The sequence below is a fragment of the Saccharopolyspora sp. NPDC000359 genome (assembly GCF_040300525.1).
GTDB lineage: Bacteria > Actinomycetota > Actinomycetes > Mycobacteriales > Pseudonocardiaceae > Saccharopolyspora.
Window position 1 is genome coordinate 1 of record NZ_JBEPDU010000079.1, and the last position, 22,650, is coordinate 22,650.

22 protein-coding genes and 3 pseudogenes are annotated in these 22,650 nt (G+C 70.4%); 11 read left to right on the forward strand and 14 right to left on the reverse strand.

Features of this window, described 5'->3' with window-relative positions; translation table 11 throughout:
* Window positions 1–83 precede the first annotated feature (83 nt).
* The 4 genes and pseudogenes from ABT324_RS31700 to ABT324_RS31715 all read right to left on the reverse strand — a co-directional run.
* Window positions 84–383, reverse strand: a pseudogene (locus ABT324_RS31700) (MogA/MoaB family molybdenum cofactor biosynthesis protein); the annotation flags it as partial.
* A 158-nt stretch (window positions 384–541) separates the two neighbouring features.
* Window positions 542–1,021 carry a cyclic pyranopterin monophosphate synthase MoaC gene (moaC, locus tag ABT324_RS31705; protein WP_351184995.1) on the reverse strand — a complete coding sequence of 160 codons (480 nt, stop codon included), beginning with the start codon at window positions 1,019–1,021 and terminating at the stop codon, window positions 542–544.
* A gap of 645 nt (window positions 1,022–1,666) precedes the next feature.
* Entirely contained in the window at window positions 1,667–3,121 is a 1,455-nt protein-coding gene (locus ABT324_RS31710; RefSeq protein WP_351184998.1) for an NAD-dependent malic enzyme, read from the reverse strand.
* A 215-nt stretch (window positions 3,122–3,336) separates the two neighbouring features.
* Window positions 3,337–3,537, reverse strand: coding sequence for a hypothetical protein (locus ABT324_RS31715; RefSeq protein WP_351185001.1), 201 nt, complete (start codon window positions 3,535–3,537; stop codon window positions 3,337–3,339).
* A gap of 127 nt (window positions 3,538–3,664) precedes the next feature.
* Here ABT324_RS31715 and ABT324_RS31720 point away from each other — a divergent pair, with 127 nt between their 5' ends.
* From ABT324_RS31720 to ABT324_RS31735, 4 genes and pseudogenes are all read left to right on the forward strand, one after another.
* Window positions 3,665–5,917, forward strand: a complete 2,253-nt coding sequence (locus ABT324_RS31720) for a helicase-associated domain-containing protein (RefSeq protein WP_351185004.1) — start codon at window positions 3,665–3,667, stop codon at window positions 5,915–5,917.
* 50 nt (window positions 5,918–5,967) lie between these two features.
* Window positions 5,968–6,300, forward strand: a complete 333-nt coding sequence (locus ABT324_RS31725; protein WP_351185007.1) for an ArsR/SmtB family transcription factor — start codon at window positions 5,968–5,970, stop codon at window positions 6,298–6,300.
* Window positions 6,297–6,509: pseudogene (locus ABT324_RS31730) on the forward strand (SRPBCC domain-containing protein); the annotation flags it as partial. The gene ABT324_RS31725 and the pseudogene ABT324_RS31730, both read left to right, overlap by 4 nt.
* Before the next feature lie 71 nt (window positions 6,510–6,580).
* Window positions 6,581–6,793, forward strand: a pseudogene (locus ABT324_RS31735) (dihydrofolate reductase family protein); the annotation flags it as partial.
* 155 nt (window positions 6,794–6,948) lie between these two features.
* Here the strand turns inward: ABT324_RS31735 and ABT324_RS31740 are convergent.
* From ABT324_RS31740 to ABT324_RS31755, 4 genes are read right to left on the reverse strand one after another with little or no spacing between them, the layout of a single operon-like run.
* On the reverse strand, window positions 6,949–7,545 hold the full coding sequence (locus ABT324_RS31740) for a GTP-binding protein (protein WP_351185013.1): 597 nt from the start codon (window positions 7,543–7,545) through the stop codon (window positions 6,949–6,951).
* On the reverse strand, window positions 7,526–8,269 hold the full coding sequence (locus ABT324_RS31745; protein WP_351185016.1) for a DUF742 domain-containing protein: 744 nt from the start codon (window positions 8,267–8,269) through the stop codon (window positions 7,526–7,528). The genes ABT324_RS31740 and ABT324_RS31745 overlap by 20 nt, the downstream gene beginning before the upstream one ends.
* 32 nt (window positions 8,270–8,301) lie before the next feature.
* Window positions 8,302–8,709: a roadblock/LC7 domain-containing protein gene (locus tag ABT324_RS31750; RefSeq protein WP_175548002.1), complete on the reverse strand. Its 408-nt coding sequence runs from the start codon at window positions 8,707–8,709 to the stop codon at window positions 8,302–8,304.
* Window positions 8,710–8,729: 20 nt separating this feature from the next.
* On the reverse strand, window positions 8,730–11,903 hold the full coding sequence (locus ABT324_RS31755; RefSeq protein WP_351185019.1) for a nitrate- and nitrite sensing domain-containing protein: 3,174 nt from the start codon (window positions 11,901–11,903) through the stop codon (window positions 8,730–8,732).
* Between the two features lie 574 nt (window positions 11,904–12,477).
* Here ABT324_RS31755 and ABT324_RS31760 point away from each other — a divergent pair.
* From ABT324_RS31760 to ABT324_RS31775, 4 genes are all read left to right on the forward strand, one after another.
* Window positions 12,478–13,485 (forward strand): ABC transporter substrate-binding protein, encoded by a 1,008-nt coding sequence (locus ABT324_RS31760; RefSeq protein WP_351185022.1) that lies wholly within the window; start codon window positions 12,478–12,480, stop codon window positions 13,483–13,485.
* Window positions 13,486–13,687: 202 nt separating this feature from the next.
* Entirely contained in the window at window positions 13,688–14,455 is a 768-nt protein-coding gene (locus ABT324_RS31765) for an ABC transporter permease (RefSeq protein WP_351185025.1), read from the forward strand.
* On the forward strand, window positions 14,452–15,255 hold the full coding sequence (locus ABT324_RS31770) for an ABC transporter permease (RefSeq protein WP_351185028.1): 804 nt from the start codon (window positions 14,452–14,454) through the stop codon (window positions 15,253–15,255). The genes ABT324_RS31765 and ABT324_RS31770 overlap by 4 nt, the downstream gene beginning before the upstream one ends.
* Window positions 15,256–15,261: 6 nt before the next feature.
* Window positions 15,262–16,263, forward strand: coding sequence for an ABC transporter ATP-binding protein (locus ABT324_RS31775; RefSeq protein ID WP_351185031.1), 1,002 nt, complete (start codon window positions 15,262–15,264; stop codon window positions 16,261–16,263).
* A gap of 60 nt (window positions 16,264–16,323) precedes the next feature.
* Here the strand turns inward: ABT324_RS31775 and ABT324_RS33470 are convergent, their stop codons facing one another.
* From ABT324_RS33470 to ABT324_RS31790, 3 genes are all read right to left on the reverse strand, one after another.
* Window positions 16,324–16,614, reverse strand: coding sequence for a DUF397 domain-containing protein (locus tag ABT324_RS33470; protein WP_502949829.1), 291 nt, complete (start codon window positions 16,612–16,614; stop codon window positions 16,324–16,326).
* 117 nt (window positions 16,615–16,731) lie between these two features.
* Entirely contained in the window at window positions 16,732–16,956 is a 225-nt protein-coding gene (locus ABT324_RS31785) for a DUF397 domain-containing protein (protein ID WP_351185034.1), read from the reverse strand.
* The gene (locus ABT324_RS31790; RefSeq protein ID WP_351185037.1) at window positions 16,923–17,777 is read right to left on the reverse strand and encodes a helix-turn-helix domain-containing protein; all 855 of its coding nucleotides are present in this window, start codon (window positions 17,775–17,777) and stop codon (window positions 16,923–16,925) included. The genes ABT324_RS31785 and ABT324_RS31790 overlap by 34 nt, the downstream gene beginning before the upstream one ends.
* A 130-nt stretch (window positions 17,778–17,907) precedes the next feature.
* Here ABT324_RS31790 and ABT324_RS31795 point away from each other — a divergent pair, with 130 nt between their 5' ends.
* Both ABT324_RS31795 and ABT324_RS31800 read left to right on the forward strand, forming a co-directional pair.
* Complete coding sequence (locus tag ABT324_RS31795; RefSeq protein ID WP_351185040.1) at window positions 17,908–18,159, forward strand: HC3 family zinc finger protein; 252 nt, start codon at window positions 17,908–17,910, stop codon at window positions 18,157–18,159.
* 1 nt (window position 18,160) lies between these two features.
* Complete coding sequence (locus ABT324_RS31800; protein WP_351185043.1) at window positions 18,161–18,469, forward strand: hypothetical protein; 309 nt, start codon at window positions 18,161–18,163, stop codon at window positions 18,467–18,469.
* Window positions 18,470–18,671: 202 nt separating this feature from the next.
* On the opposite strand, the gene mdlC is transcribed toward ABT324_RS31800, so the two are convergent.
* The 3 genes from mdlC to ABT324_RS31815 all read right to left on the reverse strand — a co-directional run bounded on the left by mdlC (window position 18,672) and on the right by ABT324_RS31815 (window position 22,066).
* Window positions 18,672–20,270 (reverse strand): benzoylformate decarboxylase, encoded by a 1,599-nt coding sequence (gene mdlC / locus ABT324_RS31805; protein ID WP_351185046.1) that lies wholly within the window; start codon window positions 20,268–20,270, stop codon window positions 18,672–18,674.
* A 189-nt stretch (window positions 20,271–20,459) separates the two neighbouring features.
* On the reverse strand, window positions 20,460–21,209 hold the full coding sequence (locus tag ABT324_RS31810; RefSeq protein ID WP_351185049.1) for an LppU/SCO3897 family protein: 750 nt from the start codon (window positions 21,207–21,209) through the stop codon (window positions 20,460–20,462).
* A 104-nt stretch (window positions 21,210–21,313) separates the two neighbouring features.
* Window positions 21,314–22,066: a hypothetical protein gene (locus ABT324_RS31815; protein WP_351185052.1), complete on the reverse strand. Its 753-nt coding sequence runs from the start codon at window positions 22,064–22,066 to the stop codon at window positions 21,314–21,316.
* A 372-nt stretch (window positions 22,067–22,438) separates the two neighbouring features.
* On the opposite strand from ABT324_RS31815, the gene ABT324_RS31820 reads away from it, so the two are divergent.
* On the forward strand, window positions 22,439–22,650 hold a 212-nt coding region (locus ABT324_RS31820; RefSeq protein WP_351185055.1), incomplete at its 3' end, for a hypothetical protein.

Genomic DNA, 22,650 nt, shown 5'->3' on the forward strand with positions numbered 1-22,650 from the left:
GATCGGGACCGAAACAGCCGAACGAGCGCCCCAGGTGCTCGTCGTCGACGGACAGCAGCGCCTCACCTCGCTCTACGCCGTGTTGACTGGAGAGCGTCGGCGAGCCCGGGGATCGGGTAGTCCAGCACCGCCGCGGTGACTTCGGGGGTGCGGTCGCTCGGGTTGATCCCGGTGCCGCCGGTGGTGATCACGACGTCGGCGCCGTCGGCGACCGCGCGCCGCAGCTCCTCCCCCACCGGGTCACCGTCGGGCACCACGACGGGGTCCGGCACGTCGTACCCGCGGCCGCGCAGCCAGTCGACGATCACCGGTCCGGTGCGGTCCGGGTAGACCCCGGCCGCGGCGCGGTTGGACGCGGCGATCACCCGCGCTGTCCTCGTCATGGAGACCTCCTGTGTGTTGCGCACCCGCCAACCGGCCGCTGCAGCGCCATCCTCCGCGCCCCGCCGACACGACCTCAACCCGCACCCGGTGTCCCGCAGTTTCAATTGAAACTGCGATCCCCACCCACGCGACTTCGCAGTTTCAATTGAAACTGCGGTCAGGGCTGGCGGGTCCAGGTGCCGGTCTTGCCGCCCTCCTTGCGCTCGACGCGGACCTCGTCGAGCACCGCGCCGGGGTCGACGGCCTTGATCATGTCGTGCAGGGTGAGCCCGGCGCCCGCCACCGCGGTGAGGGCCTCCATCTCCACCCCGGTCCGGTCGGTCGTCTTGACCGTCGCGGTGATCCGGACCTCGGACTCGCCCAGCTCCAGCTCGACCTTGGCGCCGGAGATCGCGATCGGGTGGCACAGCGGGATCAGGTCGGGCGTCCGCTTCGCGGCCATGATGCCCGCGATGCGGGCGGTGGCGATCGCATCGCCCTTCGGCAGCCCGTCGCGGCGCAGCAGGGCGATCACCTCGGCCGTCGTCCGCACCACCCCGGTGGCGACGGCCCGGCGGGCGGTGGCCTCCTTCTCGGACACGTCGACCATCCGAGCGGCACCGGCCTCGTCGACGTGCGTGAGCTCTTCCTGCGCCATGCCCCGAGCCTAGAGCACCCGCCCCACCCCAGGACCCACGCGTGACCTCTCCCCCAGCGAACCGACTTCCCCCCCAACATGGGCCGAAGACCTGGGCAACCAGCGCAAACGTCCACGAGACCTCGACCTCCGACACTCCGGTGCGGACGTCGCCGACCACGCTCCGCGCAGGTCCGGCCTCCACCGCACGTTCCGTGGAAATCGGGTGTCCAACTCCAATGGAACTTGCCGACCCCACCGGCAGCCACCACACACCGGACGACGAACCGTGACACCGACGGGCTGAGAGCCACACAACACAGAACCCGCGGACCACCCGTCCGCGCACCCCCGGCGCCCGACCTCCACCGCACGTTCCGTGGAAATCAGGTGTCCAACTCCAATGGAACTTGCCGACCCCACCGGCAGCCACCACACACCGGACGACGAACCGTGACACCGACGGGCTGAGAGCCACACAACACAGAACCCGCGGACCACCCGTCCGCGCACCCCCGGCGCCCGACCCCCACCGCACGTTCCATGGAAATCAGGTGTCCGATTTCGATGGAGGTTGTGGTCCCACCGGCGGTTGTCGCACGTCGGGTGAGCTCGGTCAGGGGTGGTGGTTGGACGGCGGAGGGCACCCGCTGGTGGCGGGTGCCGTCAGAAGTCGATGTCCTCGGCCATGCTCCAGGGGAGGGAGGAGCCGCCCGCAGCGGACGGTTCGCCGGACTTGGCCGCCAGCGCGGCCTTCTTGACCGCCTCGGCTACCGCCGGGGACACCGCCGAGTCGAAGACGCTCGGCACGATGAACGACGAGTTCAGCCGCTCGCTGTCCACGACGTCGGCGATCGCGTTGGACGCCGCGATCATCATGTCGTCGGTGATCTGGTGCGCGTGCGCGTCCAGCAGGCCGCGGAAGACGCCCGGGAACGCCAGCACGTTGTTGATCTGGTTCGGGTAGTCGCTGCGGCCGGTCGCCACGATCTTGGCGTGCTTCTGCGCCTCGAGCGGGTCGATCTCCGGGTCCGGGTTGGCCAGCGCGAAGACGATCGAGTCGCTGTTCATCGAGGCCACGTCGTCGGCCGACAGCAGGTTCGGGGCCGAGACGCCGATGAACACGTCCGCGCCGCGCACCGCGTCGGAGAGGGTGCCGGTGCGGCCGTCGGTGTTGGTGCCCGCGGCGATGGACTGCAGGTTCGGGTCGCTGTCGCCGCGTCCGGTGTGGACGATGCCGTCGATGTCCACCGCGATGATGTCGGCCGGTTTCTTGTGCTGCAGCAGGCGGATGATGGCCGAACCGGCCGCGCCGACCCCGCACACCACGATGCGGCAGTCGGAGATGTCCTTCTCCACCACGCGCAGGGCGTTGCGCAGCGCGCCGAGCACCACGATCGCGGTGCCGTGCTGGTCGTCGTGGAAGACCGGGATGTTGAGCTTCTCCCGCAGCCGGGCCTCGATCTCGAAGCAGCGGGGGGCCGCGATGTCCTCCAGGTTGATGCCGCCGTAGACCGGCGCGATCAGCTCGACAGCGCGGATGATCTCCTCGGTGTCCTGGGTGTCCAGGCACACCGGCCAGGCGTTGACGCCGGCGAACTTCTTGAACAGCGCCGCCTTACCCTCCATCACCGGCAGCGCCGCCTCCGGCCCGATGTTGCCGAGCCCCAGCACCGCGGAGCCGTCGGTGACCACCGCGACCGCGTTGCGCTTGACGGTGAGGCGGCGGGCGTCCTCCGGGTTGTCCGCGATGGCGGTGCACACCCGGGCGACGCCGGGGGTGTAGGCGCGGGACAGGTCGTCGCGGTTGTTCAGCGCGACGCGCGAGTTGACCTCGATCTTGCCGCCGAGGTGGACCAGGAACGTCCGGTCGGAGATCTTGCGGACCCGGACGCCGGGCAGCCCGCCGAGCACCTCGGCGAGGTCGTTGGCGTGGTCCGCGGAACGGGCGTTGCAGGTGATGTCGACGACGATGCGGTCGGCGTGCGACTCGACCACGTCGAACGCCGTGATGACCCCGCCCGCGCGACCGATCGCGCTGGTCAGATCGCCCGCGGCGGTCGTCGACGGCGGAGCCTCGACGCGCACGGTGATCGAGTAACCCGGACCTGGAACCGGCATGGCACACCCCTGTCGAGCGGTACGGCTGTGGACTTGTGTCGGGTGCCGTTCTCCGGCGGCCCGCCGACCGCCGGAGTGGATCGCTCATCCGGGGTGCAAGCCCTGCGGGCCCGCTAAGCGACCGGAACTTCACCCAGCACGAAAAATCCTAAAACTTTCCCGAGTGTGAGCGACGTCCGGTCCGGTTACCGAGGGGTTGCCCTTGACAACCCCGGTCACTTGTTGATGCGGGTGACCGGGTGGACGTACGGCACGGTGTCCTGCGAGAGCGGGAAGGTGGTGGTGCCGAACGGGGACTCGGCGCCCTGCTTGTCGGCCCAGAACTCGCTCACCGCGTGTCCGTCGGTGACCTGCGGCCACGTCGGGTCGATGCGGTCCTTCTTGGTCTTGCCGGCCACGTCGTCCTCCTGGTGCATTCCGGGTGTCGAACGAGTCCAGTTTGCCGGATGCACTGGTCAACCTCATCCAAGGGTGTTGAGGACAACTGGTCACGCCCTGGTGAACGGGGTCGGTGGCGGTGGCGCGCTGGGTATCGTGGTGGGGATGTCTTCGCTTGCGGATTGGCTGCGGGAACGCGGTGACGAAGCCCTCGTGGCACTGCTGCGCGCCCGCCCCGACCTCGCGACCCCACCGCCCGCGGACACCTCGGTGCTGGCCACGCGCGTCGGGGTGCGCTCCTCGGTGGCCCGGGCCTGCGAAGACCTGGACTCCTTCGCCCTGTCCGCGCTGGAAGCGCTGGTGCTGCTGGACGCCGACCTCGCGCCGGTCCGGCTGGACGCGGTCGCCGGGATGCTGGGCGGCGGGATCCCCCCGCAGCAGGCCCGGCGGGCCGTGGACCGGCTGCGCGACCTGGCGCTGGCCTGGGGCGAGGACGACGAGCTGGCCACCGCGCCCGCGGTGCGCGAGGTGCTGCCGAACTTCCCGGCCGGGCTCGGCCGCCGCGCCGAGGACCTGACCGAGGACGCCGCGAAGGCCGCGCTGGCCGGGCTGGACGAGGAGGAGCGGCGGCTGGTCGGCAAGCTCGCCGCTGGCTCGCCGGTCGGCCGCACCAAGGACGCCGCCAAACACGTCCCGCTCGAGCAGGCGGCGAACCCGGTCCAGCGGTTGCTGGCCAAGGGGCTGCTGCTGCGCCGCGACGCGGAGACCGTCGAACTCCCCCGCCAGCTCGCGCTCGCCGTGCGCGGGGAGCACCCGATGGGCGAGGTCGAGACCGACGAACCGATCCCGGACCTGACCGAGCACGACCGCGCCACGGTGGACAGCACCGGCGGCGGCGAGGTGCTGGAGCTGCTGCGGCACGTCGAGGAGCTGCTCAACGCCTGGGGCGAGGACCCGCCGGACGTGCTGCGCTCCGGTGGCGTCGGGGTGCGCGAGCTGCGGCGCACCGCCAAGGCCATCGACGTCGACGAGGACCGGCTCGGGCTGCTGGTGGAGCTCGCGGTCGCGGCCAACCTCGTCGCCAACAGCGAGGCCGCCGAACCACAGTGGGTGCCCACCTACCAGTCCGACACCTGGCTGGCCTCCCCACCGGAGCAGCGCTGGGCCGTGCTCGCGCAGGCGTGGCTCGACCTGCCGCGGCTGCCCGGGTTGATCGGTGCCCGCGACGAGAAGGACCGGCTGCTCGGCCCGCTGTCCGAGGACCTCCGCCGCCCGCTGGCCCCCAAGGACCGCCGCCGCATCCTCGACTACCTGGACGAACTGCCCGGCGGACGCGGTGCCCGGCCGGACGACGTGGCCGCCGTGCTGGCTTGGCGCGCACCGCGCCGCGGCGGTCGGCTGCGCGACGACCTGGTGCGCTGGACCCTCGCCGAGGCGACCACGCTCGGCGTCGTGGCGCTGCACGCGCTGACCAGCGCCGGGCGCGCACTGCTCGCCGGCGGTGGCGCCGAGGCGGCCCGCGTGCTCGCCGACGCGCTGCCCGAACCGCTGGACCACGTGCTGGTGCAGGCCGACCTGACGGTGGTCGCGCCGGGCCGCCTCGAACCGGACCTGGCGGCCGAGATGAAGCTCGTCGCCGACGTCGAGTCCGCGGGCAGCGCCACCGTCTACCGGATCAGCGAGAGCAGCATCCGCCGCGCCCTGGACGCCGGGCACACCGCCGAGGACCTGCACGCGCTGTTCCGCACCCGCTCCCGCACCCCGATCCCGCAGTCGCTGACCTACCTGGTCGACGACGTCGCCCGCCGCCACGGCCGCCTCCGCGCGGGCACCGCGGCAGCCTTCCTGCGCTGCGACGATTCGCTGCTGCTGGCCGAGATCATGGCCAAACCGGCGGCCGAGGAGCTCGAACTCCGCCGCATCGCCCCGACGGTGCTGGTCAGTCCGCTGCCCCTGGCCGACGTGGTGGAGGCCCTGCGCGCGGCGGGCTTCACCCCGGTGGCCGAAGGCCCCGACGGCAATGTCCTGGACCTCCGGGAGACCGGGCGCCGCGTGCGCGGCAAGAGCCGTCCGGCGCAGCCTGCGGCGATCGCGCGCCCCAACGCGGAGCAGCTCGCGGAGCTCGTGGCGCAGCTGCGCGCGGGCGACCGCGCAGGAGCGGCGCGGCGCGGTAGCGCCGTGAGCCCGGAGCGCGGGCGGCCGAGCGCGGAGGCGACGCTGCAGCTGCTGCGCGACGCGGCGCGGCAGCGCCGGAGCGTGTGGCTGGGGTTCGTGGACACGCGGGGGATCCGCAGCGAGCGCGTGGTCCGCCCGGTCAGCGTCGGGGGCGGGGTCCTCCAGGGCGTGGACACGACCAACGACGAGGTCGGCCACTTCCCGCTGCACCGCATCATGACCGTCGCCCTGGTCGAGGACTGACGGGCACCCAGCCGTTGCGCTGAGTTCTCCGCGCTGCAATGCTTAGCCTCATGGCTAACCATAAGGCCTTGGACGACATCTTCGTCGCCCTGGCCGACCCGACCCGGCGGGCCGTGATCCGGCGGCTCGGGCGCGGCCCCACGAGCGTCGGCGAACTGGCCCGCCCGTTCCCGATCACGCTGCCGTCGTTCATGAAGCACGTCCGCACCCTGGAGGCCAGCGGGCTGATCCGGACCAGCAAGTCCGGCCGGGTCCGCACCTGCACGCTCAACCGCGAGCGCCTCGCCCTGGTGGACGACTGGCTCGCCGAGCAGCGGCGCTCCTGGGAAGCCGCCGCGGACCGCCTCGAACAGCTCGTCACCGACCTGGAGGAGAACCCATGACCACGGCCCTCGACCCCCGCCTGGACCTGACCCTGCAGCGGGTGATCGGGGCACCGCGGCGGACGATCTGGCGCGCCTGGACCGAGCCCGCGCTGCTGCAGCGCTGGTTCATCCCCGCCCCGGCGCAGGCCCGGGTCGACCAGCTCGACGTCCGCCCGGGCGGCGCGCTCCAGACCAGCATGCGCGAGGGTGACCACGAGTTCGTGCCGCACATCGACGGGGTGTTCCTCACCGTCGAACCGGACCACCGGCTGGTGTTCACCAACGCCGGCTCGCCGCCTCGCTGCTCGCGGCGGGGCTGGTGGACGTCCTGCGGCTCGTCGTCGCCCCGGTCGTCGTCGGCCAGGGCCGACGCCTGCTCACTGGCAGCACCGACGTCGGGCTCCGCCTCACCGACCACCACGTCACACCGCGCGGGCTCGCGGTCCTCGAGTACGAGGTCTCCGGCCCGGCTCCGCTGGCCAGCTACGAGGGCGCCACGGCGCACCTCTGACACCGCGTCCGCACGCGATTCCAGTGGAAATCGGACTTCTGGTTTCCATTGGAATCGCGGACGTCACCGGTCCGGGAGTCCGGAGTTGTCCACAGGCACCGGTGTGCCGGGCCACGACACACCGTGGGGCCGCAGGTCCAATTGGAACTGCGAGGTCAGTGGGTGGTGGCCATGCGTTGGCGCATGGCGTGCTCGACCAGAGTGATCAGGGCCTGCTTGGTGCTCTCGCGGTTGCGGGCGTCGCAGCTGATCATCGGGACCGAGGGGTCGATGGTCAGCGCTTCGCGGACGTCCTCCATGCGGTGGTGCAGGACCCCGTCGAAGGTGTTCACCGCGACGATGTAGGGCAGGCCCCGGTCGTCGAAGAAGTCGATCGAGGCGAACGCGTCCGCCAGGCGGCGGGTGTCGACCAGGACCACCGCGCCGATCGCGCCCTTGACCAGGTCGTCCCACATGAACCAGAACCGGTGCTGGCCGGGCGTGCCGAACAGGTACAGGATCAGCTCCGAGTCCAGCGAGACCCGGCCGAAGTCCATCGCCACCGTGGTGGTGACCTTGCCGGGCGTGGCGCTGAGGTCGTCGACCCCGACGCTGGCCTCGGTCATGACCGCTTCGGTCGTCAGCGGCACGATCTCGGAGACCGAACCGACGAACGTCGTCTTCCCGACGCCGAACCCGCCGGCGACCACGATCTTCGTCGAGGTCTTCCGGCCGCCCGGCGTCGTGCGGGGATCAGAGCCTGCGAAGCCCACTGAGCACCCTCTCCAAGAACTCCATGGACGGCCGACCACCGACGACCATGCCGCTGTCGTGAATCAGAACCAGCCCGGTGTCGGCCATGTCGCCGATCAGCACGCGCACCACACCCAGCGGCAGGCGCATGTGCGCAGCCACCTCGGCGACGGAGCGGGCTTCCACGCACAGCTCGGAGATCGAGCGGTGCTCGGACCTGGACTGGGCCGCCTGGGTGCGGCCGCGTTCGCTGGTGGTGACCAGCGTTTCAATAGCAAGATCATAATCGGTGCGGGTTCGCCCCCGGGTGCGGGCGTAGGGCCGCACCAGCGACCCGCTGTCCAGCCCGTCGTCCTCCGGCCCGTCGATGCTCGGGATGGCCGGCATCGACCCGGAGATGGACGGCATGGACTGCGAGATCGGTGCCATCGGCTGCGAGATCGACGGCATCGACTGGGAAATCGGCGACATCGACTGCGAGATCGACGGCATGGACACCGAAGGCGGGCCCCCGCCGTCGGTGCCGCGGGGCCGGGCCGGGGGTTCGGCGGAGGTGTCGTAGCCGGACCCGAACAGGTCGGCGCCGGGTCCGCCGAACAGCGCCCGGTCGTAGCTGCCGAGCGAGTCGGAGTCCTGCCCGGAGGCGTCGTCCACGAAGTCGTCCTGCCAGGACTCGGCGCTCAGCCTCTTGTTGTAGAGGCGGAACAGGTCACCGTCCCAGCTGGGCTCGGAACCGGTGGTCATGGCGAGCTCCCCTCAGCGTTCCCCAGCCGGAGTCACCGGCGCCCCATGCCCTGCAGCTGCGCGCGCAGCTCCGGCGTGAGCTGCCGGCCGACCCGCTCCACGAGCAGGGTCATCTCGTAGGCGACCAGGCCGATGTCGGCGTTGGGCGCGGCCAGCACGGCCAGGCAGGAGCCGTCGCTGATGGACATCAGGAACAGGTAGCCCTGCTCCATCTCGACCACGGTCTGGGTGACCTCACCGGCTTCGAAGCACCGGGCGGCGCCCTGGGTGAGGCTGACCAGACCGGACGCGACCGCGGAAAGCTGCTCGGCGCGGTCCCGCGGCAATCCCTGTGATCCGGCGAGCAGCAGGCCGTCCGCGGACACGACCACCGAGTGCGCCACGCCGGGAACCCGACGCACGAAGTCGGTGATCAGCCAACTGAAGCTGTTGCTGCTCATCGGTTGCTGCACGGACCCGTTCACTCCTGCTCCTCGGGACGGCTCGGATTCGAGCGAGGTTCGGTGGAAACCGGTTCGGCCTTGGAGTGCCTACCCCGTTTGACACCCTGCTGGAAGTTCGCCATCCGCCCGCGCACGGCGTCGGCCGAGCGCGGGGTGGCGGGCTTGCGGCGGGGGGCCTGCGACGAGCGCGGGGTCGCCGAGCCCGGCACCAGATTCGTCTTGGGCACCCGCTTGGGCAGCCCGGCTGCGGTGGTCTCCTGGACCTCCGGTGCCTGCAGCAGCGCTTCGGCTGCCTTCCACCCGGTGTCGCCGCCACCCCAGCCCGGGTCGGGTGTGGTGGTGCGCGGGACCTCGGCGACCGGTTCCGCAGCGGGCTCCGCCGCCGGTTCCGCCTCGGCGACCGGGGGCGTCGTCGGCTTCGACTCCGACCCCAGCGGCGTATCGTCCACATCGGACTCGCGGAACCACTGCGACAGCACGGCTTCGTAGATCGGCAGGCGTTGCGTCGGCGCGTCGTCCATGTCCCAGGAGGCCCCTCTCGGCTCGTCGTCGGCGAACGCCGGCGGCTGGCCTGGGGTGCCCTGCTCCGGGCTCCCTCCTGGGGTCGGGGCGTCCAGGACCGCGTCCTGCCGGGTTCCGTTGTCCGCGGCGCGCTCGGAATCGCTCTCGACGTCGGCGGGGCCGTGCCCGACCCCGTTCAGCGCACTGCCGTTGTGCGCTGGTTCGTCCAGTTCGGTCGGGAACTCCGCGGGGGTGAACCGCGCGGTCTTCTCCGCCTCGAACGGGCTGTGGAACAGGTCGGCCGGGGCGGCGGCCGGTGGCCCGCACTGGCCGAAGCCGTCCGGGTTCTCGTCGCTCGGCCACTCCTCGGCGCGGACCTCGTCGTCCGCGGGCGCCGCCTGCTCATCCTCCCACTGAGGGACGTCGGTGGCGCCGAACGAATCGCCGGAGGACAGCGTCACCGAGTACTGGGTCGACAGCTCGGTGCCCGACTCGTCGGGTTCGGGCTCCTCCGGGGTGAACTGGTCCATGCTGAGCTGCGGCAGCGGGGCGCGCTCGGTGGGCGGCTCGACGGCGTCGGAGCGCCCGCCGCCGCCGAACGCGGCGGCCAGCCCGAGGTGCGTGCCGGTCTCGCCGAGCGAGTCGCGGCGGTCGTCGCGCCCACCGCGCGGCACGTCGGGCATCGGCATCGGGCCGTCCGGGGTGAGCTGCACCACGTACTCGCCGGAGAGGCGGACCGTGGCGGTCGCGCCGCCCTCCAGGCCGTCGTTGTTGTGCAACTCGACGCGGATGTCGTGGCGGCGGGCCAGCTGGCCGACCACGAACAGGCCCATCCGGCGGGAGACCGCGACGTCGATTTCCGGCGGCCGGGTGAGCCGCTCGTTGATCTCGTCGATCTCCTCGGCGTCGATGCCCACGCCGCGGTCGCGGATCTCGATGACGAGTTCCTGCCTGCGGTAGGCGGCGCGGACGGTGACCTCGGTGTCCGGGTTGGAGAACACCGTGGCGTTCTCCAGCAGCTCGGCGACCAGGTGCACGAAGTCGTTGACCACGCGGCCCTGGATGGCCAGGTCGAGGGTGTCCACCACGGCGATCCGGGCGTACTGCTCGACCTCGGAGACCGCGGCGCCGAGGACCTCGTTGAGCGGCACCGGGCGCATCATCCGGCGGGTGAGGTCGGTGCCGCCGAGGATCAGCAGGTTCTCGTTGTTCCGCCGCATGCGGGTGGCCAGGTGGTCCAGCTCGAACAGGCTGCTCAGCTGGTCCGGGTCCTGCTCGTCCTGCTCCAGCCGGTCGATCAGGGACAGCTGGCGCTGTACCAGGGTCTGGCTGCGGCGGGCGAGGTTGACGAACAGGTCGTTGATGTTGGTGCGCAGCAGCGCCTGCTCGGAAGCCAGCCGCAGCGCCTGCTGGTTGACCGTGTCGAAGGTGCGGGCGACCTGGCCGATCTCCTCGCTGGTGTGCACCGGGACCGGCGGCACGGTGACCTGGCTGGCGGTGCTCGGGTTCTCGTTCACCCGGCTGATCGCGTCCGGCAGGCTCTGCTGGGCGATCTCCAGCGCGCTGTAGCGCAGGGTGCGCAGCGGGCGCAGCATCGAGCGGGCGATGAACGCCGCCACGCCGAAGGCGACGACCAGCAGGAGCGCGAGCAGCGCGGTGTCGCGGAGCAGGGCCAGCCAGGCCGAGTCGGCCAGTTCCTCGGCGTCCTGGTGGAAGTCGTTGAGGACCGAGTCCTCGACCGAGCGCACCAGGTCGGTGCGCTCCCCGGCGACCTGGCCCCAGGTCTGCGCCGAGACGTCCAGCTCGGCGCCCTGGTCGCCCTCCGCGCGGATCAGCGCGGTCTGCTCGATCTGCTCGGTGGTGTCGACCGCGGCACCGGCGACGCGCGCCGCGTAGAGCGCGCTCTGCTCGGGGTTGGCGGAGTTCTGGAACTCGGTGTAGGCGGCCTCGAACCGGGCGCCCGCGGCGCGCATCGCCTCGGTCTGGCCGGTGAGGAAGCGGTCGCGCAGCGCGGCGCTGAGCAGGATCGAGCGCTGCTGGGCGAGCTGCTCCTTGGCCCGACCCAATGCCTCGGAGGCGCGCGCGGTCTGGCTCACCTGCGTGTTCACCGCGGCCGTGGCGACCGTGCGGTTGACCTGCAGCAGGGTGTCGATGACCGAGTTGTAGGCGACCAGCGTCTGCGGGCTGGTGAAGGCCTGGTTGACCGTGCGGCGCAGCGCATCGAGGCTGCCGACGCGGTGGACCGCGCTGTCGTAGGCCTCGCGGACTTCTGGCGAGAACTCGCCAACGCGCTCCTCGTAGCCGCGCAGCAGGTTCACGGCCTCGTCGACCTTCGCGCTCTGCGCCGCGTAGTCCCCTTCGGCCTTCGGGCTGTCGTCGGTGGCGACCACCACCGCGAAGTCGCGCTCGCGCTGCAGCTCGTGGGTGAGGTCGGCGGTCCGCTGGCCGAGTTCGACCTGCTCGACGATGGTGCCCAGCCGGGACTGGGTGGTCAGGCCGTCGTAGACGCGGATGCCGCCGACGGCCAGCGCGGCCAGCGTCGGCACGAGCAGGACGGCGGCCATCTTGTACCGGAGGCGCCAGTTGCGCAGCCACCACTTCTTGCTGGTGGCTCCCGGCTGGTCGGGCGCATCGGCTCCGGTAGCGGGGTCGTTGTTGAGCATCCCTGTTTCCTGCGCTGCGGCGGACATGTGCGTCACCGCCACGGACGGCTACCTCTCCGCACCGCGGCAGTGTTGATCATCGTGCTGGGAGTGCGCCCGCGAACCGGCGTCGCCACGCCGATCACCCACGAGCGGGTCCGCACTTCCTCGGCTCGCACCGAGCAGCCGCGGCCCCTGACTCTGTCAGCCGGGCTTGCCATCACACTCCCTGGTCACAACGTGCATCCCCCGAAGCAAGAGGCCAGTCACCTCGACGGGCGAGACTATACTTAACTGGGCGTCACAAGTCAGGCCCCCAACGCCAGCGTTCATCACACGGTCGAGTGGTATGAACAACATTTGGGCCAATAGTGTGACAACGAGCTAGTTACAGCTGGTTGTGGGCGTTTCGTGAACGTTCTACAGTTCGGGTGCCCCGCCACCGCCGCCGCACTGCCGGGGGCACACCGACTGCTTCTCACCCGCACCCAGCAGTTGGTGATCACCGGTGCCGCGAACCGGTCACAGCGCAGCAAGGGGCATGCATGCGCTTGGTCGCCGTGCTCCGGCCGACCCGGCGCGGTTCCGCAGCATGTCGCACCCCGAATCCGAGGAGGAACACATGAGCCCCGTCCCCCGCGCCCTCGACCGCCGCAGCCTGCTGAAACTCGCAGGCGGCGCCGTCACCGCCGGTGCGCTGCTGGGCACGAGCGGCTGTGGACTCCTCGGCGGGTCGCAGGGCGACAGCGGCGGGAACGATCTGGTGGAGAAGCAGAACCTGCGGGTCGGCGCGCTGCCGATCAACGACCTGGCGCCGCTGCACCTGGCCGTGAAGAACGGCTACTTCCAGGAAGTCGGCCTCACCGTCGAGATCGCCAACGCCACCGACGGTGCCGCGGCGCTGGCCAGCACCATCGGCGGTGACTACGACATCACCTACAGCAGCTACGTGCCGTTCTTCGCCGCGCAGGCCAGCGGCGCCGCCCAGCTGCGGATCGTCGCCGACTGCGCCTCGGCCGCGCAGAACACCACGGTCATCATGACCTCGCCGAAGACCGACGTCCGGCAGCCGCAGGACCTGGCCGGGCGCAAGATCGCCATCAGCGGCCCGAACACCATCACCGAGCTGCTGGTCAAGGCCACCCTGGACGCGCACGGGGTGGACTGGCGCGGGGTCGAGCTCACCCCGGTGCCGTTCATGAACATGCCCGCCGCCCTGGACCAGGGCCGGGTCGAGGCCGCGATCGTCACCGAGCCGTTCCTCACCATGGCCGCCAAGAACGGCGCGATCCCGGTGGTCGACACCGCCACCGGACCGCTGGAGGACCTGCCGCTGACCGGCTACGGCGCGACCAAGCAGTTCGTCGACGAGCACCCCAGGACCATCGCCGCCTTTCAGAAGGCGATGGACCGCGCGGTCACCGAGGCGCAGGACCGCAGCAAGATCGAGCCGCTGCTGCCGGAGTTCGCCAAGATCGACCCGGAGACGGCGTCCATCATCACGCTGCTGAAGTTCAACTCGCGCGCCGACGCGACCCGGCTGCAGCGGGTGCCGCGGCTGATGAAGCAGTTCGGCTTCATCAACACCGACATCAACGTCGAAGAGATGATCGTCACCCCGAAGGCGTGAACTCGCGGGCGCTGAGCGCGGAATTCGCGGATTTCGCGCCCCCGCCCCCGCCAGTTCTCCCAGGGTTCACCGGGAATTGGCGCCGCGTCGCCAATTCCCGGTCAGGATCCGGCCCGAAAAACGCGAATACTGGGAATTCGGGCCGCGCAACGAAAACCGCCGGGCGCGCCTGGCCGCACCGCCACAGAGCTGATACCGGGAAATGACGAAAACACTCCGGGGACTGCTCGGACTGCTGGGCTTCCTGCTCGTCTGGGAGCTGTTCAGCCGGTCCGGGGCCGTTCCCCAGCCATACTTTCCACCACCGTCCACTGTGCTGATCCGGCTGGCCGAGCTACTCGGCGACCGGGACTTCCTGCTCGACCTGGTCGCCAGCGTGCTGGCCTGGGCGATCTCGCTGGGCATCGCGATCGCCATCGCGGTCCCGGCCGGGCTGCTGCTCGGCAGCGTGCGCGGCATCCGGGTGGCCACCCGGGCGATCATCGAGTTCCTCCGCCCGATCCCGTCGGTGGCGCTGATCCCGCTGGCGATCGTGCTGGTCGGCGCCGGGCCGGAGACCAAGATCTCGCTCGCGGTCTACGCCGCGGTCTGGCCGATCCTGTTCAACACCATCTACGCGCTCGACGAGATCGACCCGGTGATGGTCGACACCGCCCGTTCCTTCGGGCTCGGCCGCGGTCGCGTGATGTTCACCGTCTCGCTGCCCAACGCGGCACCGTTCGTGCTCACCGGCATCCGGATGTCCGCCGCGGTGGCGCTGATCCTGGTGGTGAGCACCGAGTTCCTGGCCGGTGGCAGCAGCGGCCTGGGCAACTTCGTGCTGGACGCCAGCTCCGGCGCGGGCCGGATGGACCTGGTGCTGGCCGGAACGCTGGTCGCGGGCATCATCGGCTACCTGATCAACGAGGCGCTGGAACTCCTCCACAAGCGAGGCCTCCGCTGGAGCACCGTCGACAGGGAGGCAGCATGAGCAAGCTGCGAGGTTTCCTGCGGCGGTGGCTGGCCTTCGTCGTCGCGATCGTGCTGTGGGAGCTGGTCACCCGGTTCGTGCAGAACCCGTTCTTCCCGCCGCCGACGCAGATCGTCGCGGCCGCCGGGCAGAAGTGGTTCAGCGGACCGGCGTCCTCGCTGTTCCTCACCGACGAGGTCTTCGGCGACCTGCTGGCCAGCCTCGGCCGGGTCTTCGCCGGGTGGCTGATCGCGGTGGTGATCGGCGTCGGGCTGGGCACGCTGCTCGGCCGGTCCCGCACCGGGATGGACTACTTCGGGCCGCTGATGGCCTTCATGCGCGCCATCCCGCCACCGGTGCTGGTGCCGGTGTTCCTGGTGCTGCTGGGCATCGGCACCTCGATGCAGATCACTGTGATCGTGTTCGGCGTGATGTGGCCGATCCTGCTCAACACGGTGGACGGGGTGCGCTCGGTCGACCAGGTCAAGGTGGACACCGCCAAGTCGTTCCGGATCCCCCGCGCGCACTGGGTGTTCGGTGTGGTGCTGCCCGCCGCGACCCCGAAGATCTTCGCCGGCCTGCGGGTGAGCCTGTCGCTGGCACTGGTGCTGATGGTCGTCTCGGAGCTGGTCGGCTCCACCAACGGCATCGGCTACCGGCTGATCTTCGACCAGCGCGCGTTCGACCTGCCGGGGATGTGGGCGGGCATCGTCCTGCTGGGCGTCCTCGGGTACCTGCTCAACGCCCTGCTGCTCGCCGTGGAACGCCGCGCGCTGAGCTGGCAACCCTCGCAAGCGTCGGCGAACGTAGTCGGAGGCTGAACTGAGATGACCGAAACCAAGACCATGCTGGACGTCTCCGGGCTCGGCCACCGCTACGGCGGCTCCAGCGGCCACCAGGCCATCGCCGACCTGACCTTCCAGGTGCGCACCGGTGAGCTGGCCTGCATCGTCGGCCCGTCCGGCTGCGGCAAGTCCACGATGCTGCGCTCCATCTCCGGGCTGATCAAGCCGACCAGCGGCGAGGTGAAGCTCAAGGGCGCCCCGGTGCAGGGCGTGCCCGAGGACCTGGCCGTGGTGTTCCAGGACTACAGCCGCTCGCTGTTCCCCTGGCTGTCGGTGCGCTCGAACGTGGAGTTCCCGCTGCGCTCCCGGGGCGTGAGCAAGGCCGAGCGCCGCCAGCGCGCCGACGAGGTGCTGGAGTGGGTGGGCCTGTCGGCGGCGGCGAAGAAGTACCCGTGGCAGCTCTCCGGCGGCATGCAGCAGCGCGTGTCCATCGCCCGCGCCCTGGCCTGCCGCCCGGCCCTGCTCCTGATGGACGAGCCGTTCGCCTCGGTGGACGCCCAGACCCGCTTCGAGCTGGAAGACCTGCTGCTGCGGGTGCGCAAGCAGTACGACAGCACGGTTTTGCTGGTCACCCACGACATCGACGAGAGCATCTACCTGGCGGACCGCGTGTTCGTCCTGTCGAAGTCCCCGGCCAGCATCGTGGCGGACCTGGAGATCCCCCTCGGCGACGAGCGGGACCAGATCACCACCCGCGAGTCGGAGACCTTCGTCCACCTCCGCAGCGAGGTCGCCCGCCTCCTCGACGTCCGCACCGCGGCGAAGCCCGCTGCGGCGGCGGAGGCGGAGCCCGCTGCGGCGGCGGAGGCGGAGCCCGCTGCGGCGGCGGAGGCGAAGGCCGACGCGGCGACGGCGGAGCCGGAGTCGGAATCGGAGGAGGCGGCGAAGCCCGCCGAGTCCGATGTGGACGCGGAGCGCTCCACTGCGAAGCAGTGGGCGGAGGCCGAGAAGGCCGAAGCAGCGGAGAGCGCGAAGCGGAGCTGAGCGCGAAGCGCGAAGCGGCCCCGGCAGCAGCTGCTGCCGGGGCCGTCTGCTCGGCACACCTCAGCCGTCGAACCGACCAGCCTTCACGGCACCAATGAACGCCACCCACTGCCCCCGATCAGCCACGAAGTAACCACCAGCCCGATCCTTCGTGTCCCGAACAGCAGCCCCACCGGCCAACGCACCGACCTCGACGCATGCATTGCCTGTTGCACTGCGGCTCGACTTGCGCCAGGCCTGCGGCGCCTCGGTCCCACGAACCGCACCACCGCTGACCCACCCACCAACTTCGGCGCAGTGGGTCTGGTTCCCGCTGCAACTGGACTTCCGCCAGTCAACGACGTTGTTCATCCCACGCCCTCCATGTCGTCGGAGACCTGCTCAATCAGCGCAATGCGTACCCAGTCAAGGCCACCGAGTGAACGGCCCCGGCAGCAACCGCTACCGGGGCCGTCTGCTCGGCACACCTCAGCCGTCGAACCGACCAGCCTTCACGGCACCAATGAACGCCACCCACTGCCCCCGATCAGCCACGAAGTAACCACCAGCCCGATCCTTCGTGTCCCGAACAGCAGCCCCATCGGCTAACACACCGACCTCGACGCATGCCGTGTTCTGCCCTGATCGACTGGACTTGCGCCACGACTTTGGCTGCTCCGTCACTGTGCGGTCTCCTCGTAGTGCGCGATGCATGACTCAATGATCTCCGTTGAGTGATCCGGAGTCGCTGCCATATCGCGGAGCGTACCCAGCGCCTCCACATACGTGTCCAGCACGCTTGGCGATGACAAGAACACCGCAGACCCGAGGTGCTCCAGGTGCACCAGAGGGCCCGCCTTCGGGAACTCGAACAAGATGAAGCGACCCTCGTGCGCAGGTGTCCAGCGCGGTGGCGAGGACCTGACCACTCGAATCACCACATGCGGGAGGTCTGCCATCTTCTGGAGGTGACGGCACTGCTCAGCCATCGTCTCGGCGTCTACGATCGACGCGCGCAGCGCACCTTCGAGGATGATCGCTTCGAATTCAAGCGGCTTCCGCCGCGTCAAGATGTCTCGACGGCTAGCGCGCATGGCAAGCCTCGTCTCCACCTCACTGGGAGGCAAACCCGTCATCACGGCCCGCGTGTAGTCCGATGTCTGGAGCAATCCGGGAATCAGGGATGGTGCTACCTCTGACATCGAGGAAGCCGTGCGCTCGTACTGGATGAGTGTCGCGAGTTCTTGATGGACGCCGGGGATACCGGTGCGCAACCAGTCCGGGCCGCCGTCTTCGCGGGCGAGAGCAACCAGCCGCTCCCGCTCTGCTCCGGAAAGTCCGAGCGCCACCGCGACCGCCGTGACATCTTCCGTGGTCACCACACGGGTTCCCGCTTCACTTCGCGTAACCCATGCGTGAGCACACCCGAGCTTCCGCGCCAGTTCACGGACTCCGATTCCGGCCTCTTCTCGCGCTTTCCGCAGTTCCGCGCCGAGCGTGCGGGCCTTCGGGTTGCCGGGCCTGGATCGGGTCATGAACCAATCCTAGGTACGCGATCGAGCGTCGATGATCACCTGATCAAGCGATTGTGCCGCGTGGATCAGATCCATCAGTCTGGATCTGATCCTGATTGATCCAGCTTCCTCCCCTTACTGGAACGTGTTTATGCAGGTCTTCCAGCCGTACCCCTTCCACTGGGTTCCTGGTTCTGGGCAGCGGCATGCGAGCACGGATCGGCGGCCGGACGGGGCTTTGGCCTATCCCGCCGGGACGTCGGTGGCGACGTTGTGCCGGGAGCAGGTCGTGGCCGACAACTCCGAGATCGGCTGGCTGTGGCCCACCTGCGAGGGCTGCAACACCGAAGCCCACCGGATCGCCCGCCGACAGCGCACCACCGAGACCGAATGGAGCATCTGAGATGGCCACCGCCCTGCCCGGCATCATCATGATCACCAGCGGCATCACGTTCTACGTGCTCGCGATCTACTCCACCGCCCACCGCCCCCAGCACTCCGGCTCCGGTGAAGGCGCCCTGACGGTCCACCAGCTCATAGCCCACGTCGAAGCCGAACGCCGCCAACGAGAACGAACCGGACGCCACCGCCTCCGCGAACCAAGCACCGAGCCCCGCCCGGAACCACCACCACCGTCCACTCCGGACACCCCGGGCGCAACGCCGTCGCTGGAACTCCAACGCGAAGTCCCAGCGGCCCTCCGAGACCTGTAACCCCTGAACCAAGGCCCGGCCGCACCGCGCCCCCGACTAACGGCCGAGCCCTCCCAGGCCGGTCGGCGCAGCGCCCCTCCCCAACGCGCCGACCGGCCACCCACTCGTGAGCGGCAACGGTCGCCCAAACAACCATCCCCACTCACGACCCCACTCGTGAGCGGCAACGGTCGCCCTAGCAACCATCGCCGCTCACGAGGGGTTAGTAGAGGTAGCGCTGGCCTGGGTCGACCTTGACGTGGAGGAGGGTGGGGCCCTGGTTGTCCGGGGCGAACTCCTCGGCGAGGGCCGTTGCCAGGTCGTTCGGGGTTTCGACCAGCTTGGCCGGGCAGCCCAAGCTGGTGGCCAGGGCGGCGAAGTCGATGCCGCCGAGTTCCACGCCGGGGAGCTTGTCGCCGCCCGCTGCTTCGCCGAGGACCGCCACCGCCGCGTAGCGCGAGTTGTCCATGACCACGAAGGTCACTGGGGCCTGCTCGCGCACCGCCGTCCAGACCGACTGGATGCCGTACATGCTGGAGCCGTCGCCCAGCAGCGCCACGGTGCGGCGGTTCGGGTCGGCCATCGCCACGCCCACCGCAGCGCAGATCCCGTAGCCGAGCGCACCCGAGAAGCCGGTGAAGAACCCGCCGTCGGTCGAGCGGATCGGGAAGTGCTCGTGCAGGTCGTTGCGGTGGCTCGGGGTCTCCTCCACCACCGCCGCGTCCGCGGGCAGCGCCTCGGCGATCGCGTCGAACACGTACGCCGCGCTCATCGGCTCCGCCGCCACGGGCTTCGCCGGCCGCTCGTACGCCTTCGGCGCGCTGCGCGGCACGTCCTCGACCTGCGCGTTGACCTGCCGGACCGCGTGCCCCAGCGTGCCCAGCACGCCCCGACCCTGGCGGGCGCGGGCCAGCACGTCGGGGTCGTCGTGCACCAGGAACATCTCCGGCAGCTCGACCTCGCTCTCCCCGCGGTACACGTGGTAGGTGAACGCCGGGGCTCCCCACACCACGACCAGGTCGTACTCGGCCAGCTCCGCGCTCAGCGCGCGCTGCTCGGGCTGCAGGAACCCGGCGAACTGCGGGTGGTCCTCGGGGAACGAGCAGCGCGGCGACATCGGGGCCACCAGCACCGAGGCCTTCGTCTTCTCCGCCAGCTGCACCATCTCGTCGACGACCTGGTCGGCGTCCACCGCCGGGCCGACCACGAACGCCGGGCGCTGACAGCCGCGCAGCGCCTCGACCAGTTCCGCGACCGCCGCCGGGTCCGGTGCGAAGCCCGGGGGGCGCGGCCGCGCGGGCACGTGGACGCCGGGCTGGTCCCAGTCGTCAGCCGGGATGGACAGGAACACCGGGCCGTACGGCGGCGTGGTGGCCAGCTGGTAGGCGCGCACCAGCGCGGCCGGGACGTCCTCGGCGCGGGCAGGCTCGTAGCTCCACTTCACGTACGGCTGCGGGAAGTTCGGCGCCTCGGTGGCGCCCAGGAACGGTTCGCCGAACACCAGGCTGCGGGTCTGCTGGCCGGCGGTGACGATCATCGGGGTGCGGTTGCGGTAGGCGGTGAAGATCGCGCCCAGCGCGTGCCCCACCCCGCCCGCCGAGTGCAGGTTGACCAGCACCGGCTCGCGGCGCGCCTGCGCGTAGCCGTCGGCCATCGCGACCACCGCGGATTCCTGCAGGCCGAGCACGTACCGGAAGTCGTCCGGCCAGCCCGTCAGGAACGGCACCTCGGTCGTGCCCGGGTTGCCGAACACGGTGGTCAACCCGAGCTCCCGCATCAGCGCCCGGGTGATGTCACGGACCGTGCGGTCCTCGCTGCGCATCGCAAAGCCTCCCTCATCGTGCGAGCAACCCCGCTCACCTGCGAGGTTGCCCCCGCAACGACATCACATCCGGCAGGTCTGGACCAGATCGCGTTGGTCACTGGGCGGAACCGGGAGGCGTGGGGGTGGTGCAGGCCACTTGGCGGGTCCGCGCGGAACCGCCGGGTGGCAGGTGGGAGGCGTGCTGGATCAGGCGGACTTCCAGCACATGGTGAGCGGTGGCTCGTTCCAGGTGAGGTACTTCTCGGAGTCGTCCGTGCACGCGGCGTCACCGCTGGTGTTGTTGGCCACCGTGGTGACCTCCTGCGCGGCGTCCGGATCCGAGCAGGACACCTTCGTGGAGAGGTCCAGCATCGGAGCGGTCAGGCAGTCCCCGACCTCCACGTCCGGGACCAGGCACATCACGTAGTCGCCGCGCTTCTCCAGCGAGTCGTAGTCGCTGCTGCAGGTGGCGTGCCCGTCGAGCTGCTTGGCGACCTTGTAGTCCGACTCCGTCGAACCGCAGGCGACCTTGTCCCACTCCGGGCGGGTGGTGCTCGGGTTGGTGACGTCGACGCACTCGCCGACCGCGATCCCGCCGCCGTCGAAGCTGCGGATCAGCGCCCCGCCGCCGACCACCACGATGGCCAGGACCACGGTGCCCACCCAGCCCAGGGCCTTCTTCCCGCCCCCGCCCTGCTGCTGCGGCGGGGGACCAGCCGGGTAGCCGGGCGGCGGACCGCCCTGCCAACCCTGTTGCGGCACCGGTTGCTGCATCGGCGGCTGCTGCGGGTAAGCCTGCTGCGGGTACCCCTGCTGCGGCGGCATCGGCTGCTGCGGGTAACCCTGCGGCGGGTAGCCCTGCGGTGGCGGACCGCCGGGCACCGGCTGCTGCCCCCACTGCTGCTGCGGTGGCGGACCCCACTGCGGTTGCTGGCCGAACGGCGGAGGCTGAGTCAAGAGTTCCCCCAGTCAGTACAAGCTGAGAACGGCGAGAAACTAACCGATCCGCCGCCTCCGCGTGATCAGCTCGACCGCACTGCAACGCAGGTCACGTTGCGGCCTCAGGCCCCGCGCACGTCGTTGAAGCAGAACGTCTTCTCCGCGAAGTTGTAGTAGCCGTCGCCCTCGCCGCAGACCTCCGCCGGTTCCCCGCGCGGCGCGACCCTGGTGATCTGGTCCTGCGCCTCGGAGCAGTCCAGCTTCAACGGGATCCGGTTGCCCGCCTCGTTGTAGGGCGTGATGCAGTCCCCCACCTCGACGTCCAGCACGATGCAGTAGGTCTGGCCGTCGATGACGTTGCTGTAGTCGTCGCCGCACACCTCGCGGTCGGCGCCGTTGGAGACCCGCACGACCTCGTAGTCGGAGTCGAGGGTGCCGCAGGTCTCCAGGGTCATCTCGCCGCCGCTCTCGTCGAGCAGCCCGATGCAGTCCCCCACCGTGATCGGCGCGTCCTCGTCCGCGCTGGTGGTGGCCGGGCTCGTCGTGGTGCGCGGGTCGACGGGCGTCGGGTTGGCCTCGTTGCGGTTGTTGACGTTCAGGATCATCACGACCACGAGCGTGACGACGCCCACCACCGCGACCCCGGCGCCGACCAGGCCGAGGATCAGCCCGGTGGACTTCTTCTTCGGCGGCATCGGCGACATCGGCGGCTGCGGCTGGTTCCCGGCGACCTGGCGCCAGAAGTCGTCCGATTGGCCCTGCTGCGGGTAACCGGTCGGGTAGCCGCCGGTCGGGTACTGACCGCTGGGGTAGTTCTGGCCCGAGTACGGCCCGGACTGCGACCCGTAGGGATCCGGCTGCTGTGGGTAGCTCACTGCTCCTCCGTATATTCGTTCACCGCGAGAAGGCTAACCGCCCATCCGGACTCCGGTGCGCGAACGGCTGATCTGGGAGCGAGCGCCACCCTCGGCCAGGAGCCTTCCCGATCACCAGCATGACCTGCCGTTCCGCCGCCGGGCAGCCCAGGCTGTTGGCAGCGCGTTGGCCCGGCGTTGGCGCTCTCGGTGACCATGCGCGCACGTGCAGCTGTGCATGGGGGGCAGCGAGCCGGTCGATCCGGCCGTTGGGCGATCCGGCGTTGGGGACTCGGAAGCGGCGTCTGGCCGGCGGTTTCGCCCACGGCTCGCACGAGCGTGCCGAGAAGACCTGGACTGAGCCGGTCTGGCCGACGATCTTGGGGTGTTGTTGTGAGCAATCCGTTGGTTGCGGAGCGGAAGGATTCGACGCAGGCCTTCAGTGGTGTGCCGATCCTGGAGTCGGTGGACGAGACGAAGAAGGCTGTCGAGTCCGGTGACTGGGCCGCTGGTGTGATGGGTGCGGTTGGTACCGGCCTGGATGCGTTGTCGATGGCGTTGGACCCGTTCGGGTCGATCCTCGCTGCGGGCGTGGGTTGGTTGAT

Coding starts and splice junctions, on each gene's coding strand:
- ABT324_RS31765 (WP_351185025.1), top strand. CDS start 13,688: ATGACGAAAACACTCCGGGGACTGCTCGGACTGCTGGGCTTCCTGCTC.
- ABT324_RS31775 (WP_351185031.1), top strand. CDS start 15,262: ATGACCGAAACCAAGACCATGCTGGACGTCTCCGGGCTCGGCCACCGC.
- ABT324_RS31770 (WP_351185028.1), top strand. CDS start 14,452: ATGAGCAAGCTGCGAGGTTTCCTGCGGCGGTGGCTGGCCTTCGTCGTC.
- ABT324_RS31715 (WP_351185001.1), bottom strand. CDS start 3,537: ATGCACCAGGAGGACGACGTGGCCGGCAAGACCAAGAAGGACCGCATC.
- ABT324_RS33470 (WP_502949829.1), bottom strand. CDS start 16,614: ATGAACAACGTCGTTGACTGGCGGAAGTCCAGTTGCAGCGGGAACCAG.
- ABT324_RS31795 (WP_351185040.1), top strand. CDS start 17,908: ATGCAGGTCTTCCAGCCGTACCCCTTCCACTGGGTTCCTGGTTCTGGG.
- ABT324_RS31750 (WP_175548002.1), bottom strand. CDS start 8,709: ATGAGCAGCAACAGCTTCAGTTGGCTGATCACCGACTTCGTGCGTCGG.
- ABT324_RS31790 (WP_351185037.1), bottom strand. CDS start 17,777: ATGACCCGATCCAGGCCCGGCAACCCGAAGGCCCGCACGCTCGGCGCG.
- moaC (WP_351184995.1), bottom strand. CDS start 1,021: ATGGCGCAGGAAGAGCTCACGCACGTCGACGAGGCCGGTGCCGCTCGG.
- ABT324_RS31755 (WP_351185019.1), bottom strand. CDS start 11,903: ATGTCCGCCGCAGCGCAGGAAACAGGGATGCTCAACAACGACCCCGCT.
- mdlC (WP_351185046.1), bottom strand. CDS start 20,270: ATGCGCAGCGAGGACCGCACGGTCCGTGACATCACCCGGGCGCTGATG.
- ABT324_RS31725 (WP_351185007.1), top strand. CDS start 5,968: ATGGCTAACCATAAGGCCTTGGACGACATCTTCGTCGCCCTGGCCGAC.
- ABT324_RS31800 (WP_351185043.1), top strand. CDS start 18,161: ATGGCCACCGCCCTGCCCGGCATCATCATGATCACCAGCGGCATCACG.
- ABT324_RS31760 (WP_351185022.1), top strand. CDS start 12,478: ATGAGCCCCGTCCCCCGCGCCCTCGACCGCCGCAGCCTGCTGAAACTC.
- ABT324_RS31745 (WP_351185016.1), bottom strand. CDS start 8,269: ATGACCACCGGTTCCGAGCCCAGCTGGGACGGTGACCTGTTCCGCCTC.
- ABT324_RS31710 (WP_351184998.1), bottom strand. CDS start 3,121: ATGCCGGTTCCAGGTCCGGGTTACTCGATCACCGTGCGCGTCGAGGCT.
- ABT324_RS31720 (WP_351185004.1), top strand. CDS start 3,665: ATGTCTTCGCTTGCGGATTGGCTGCGGGAACGCGGTGACGAAGCCCTC.
- ABT324_RS31785 (WP_351185034.1), bottom strand. CDS start 16,956: ATGCATCGCGCACTACGAGGAGACCGCACAGTGACGGAGCAGCCAAAG.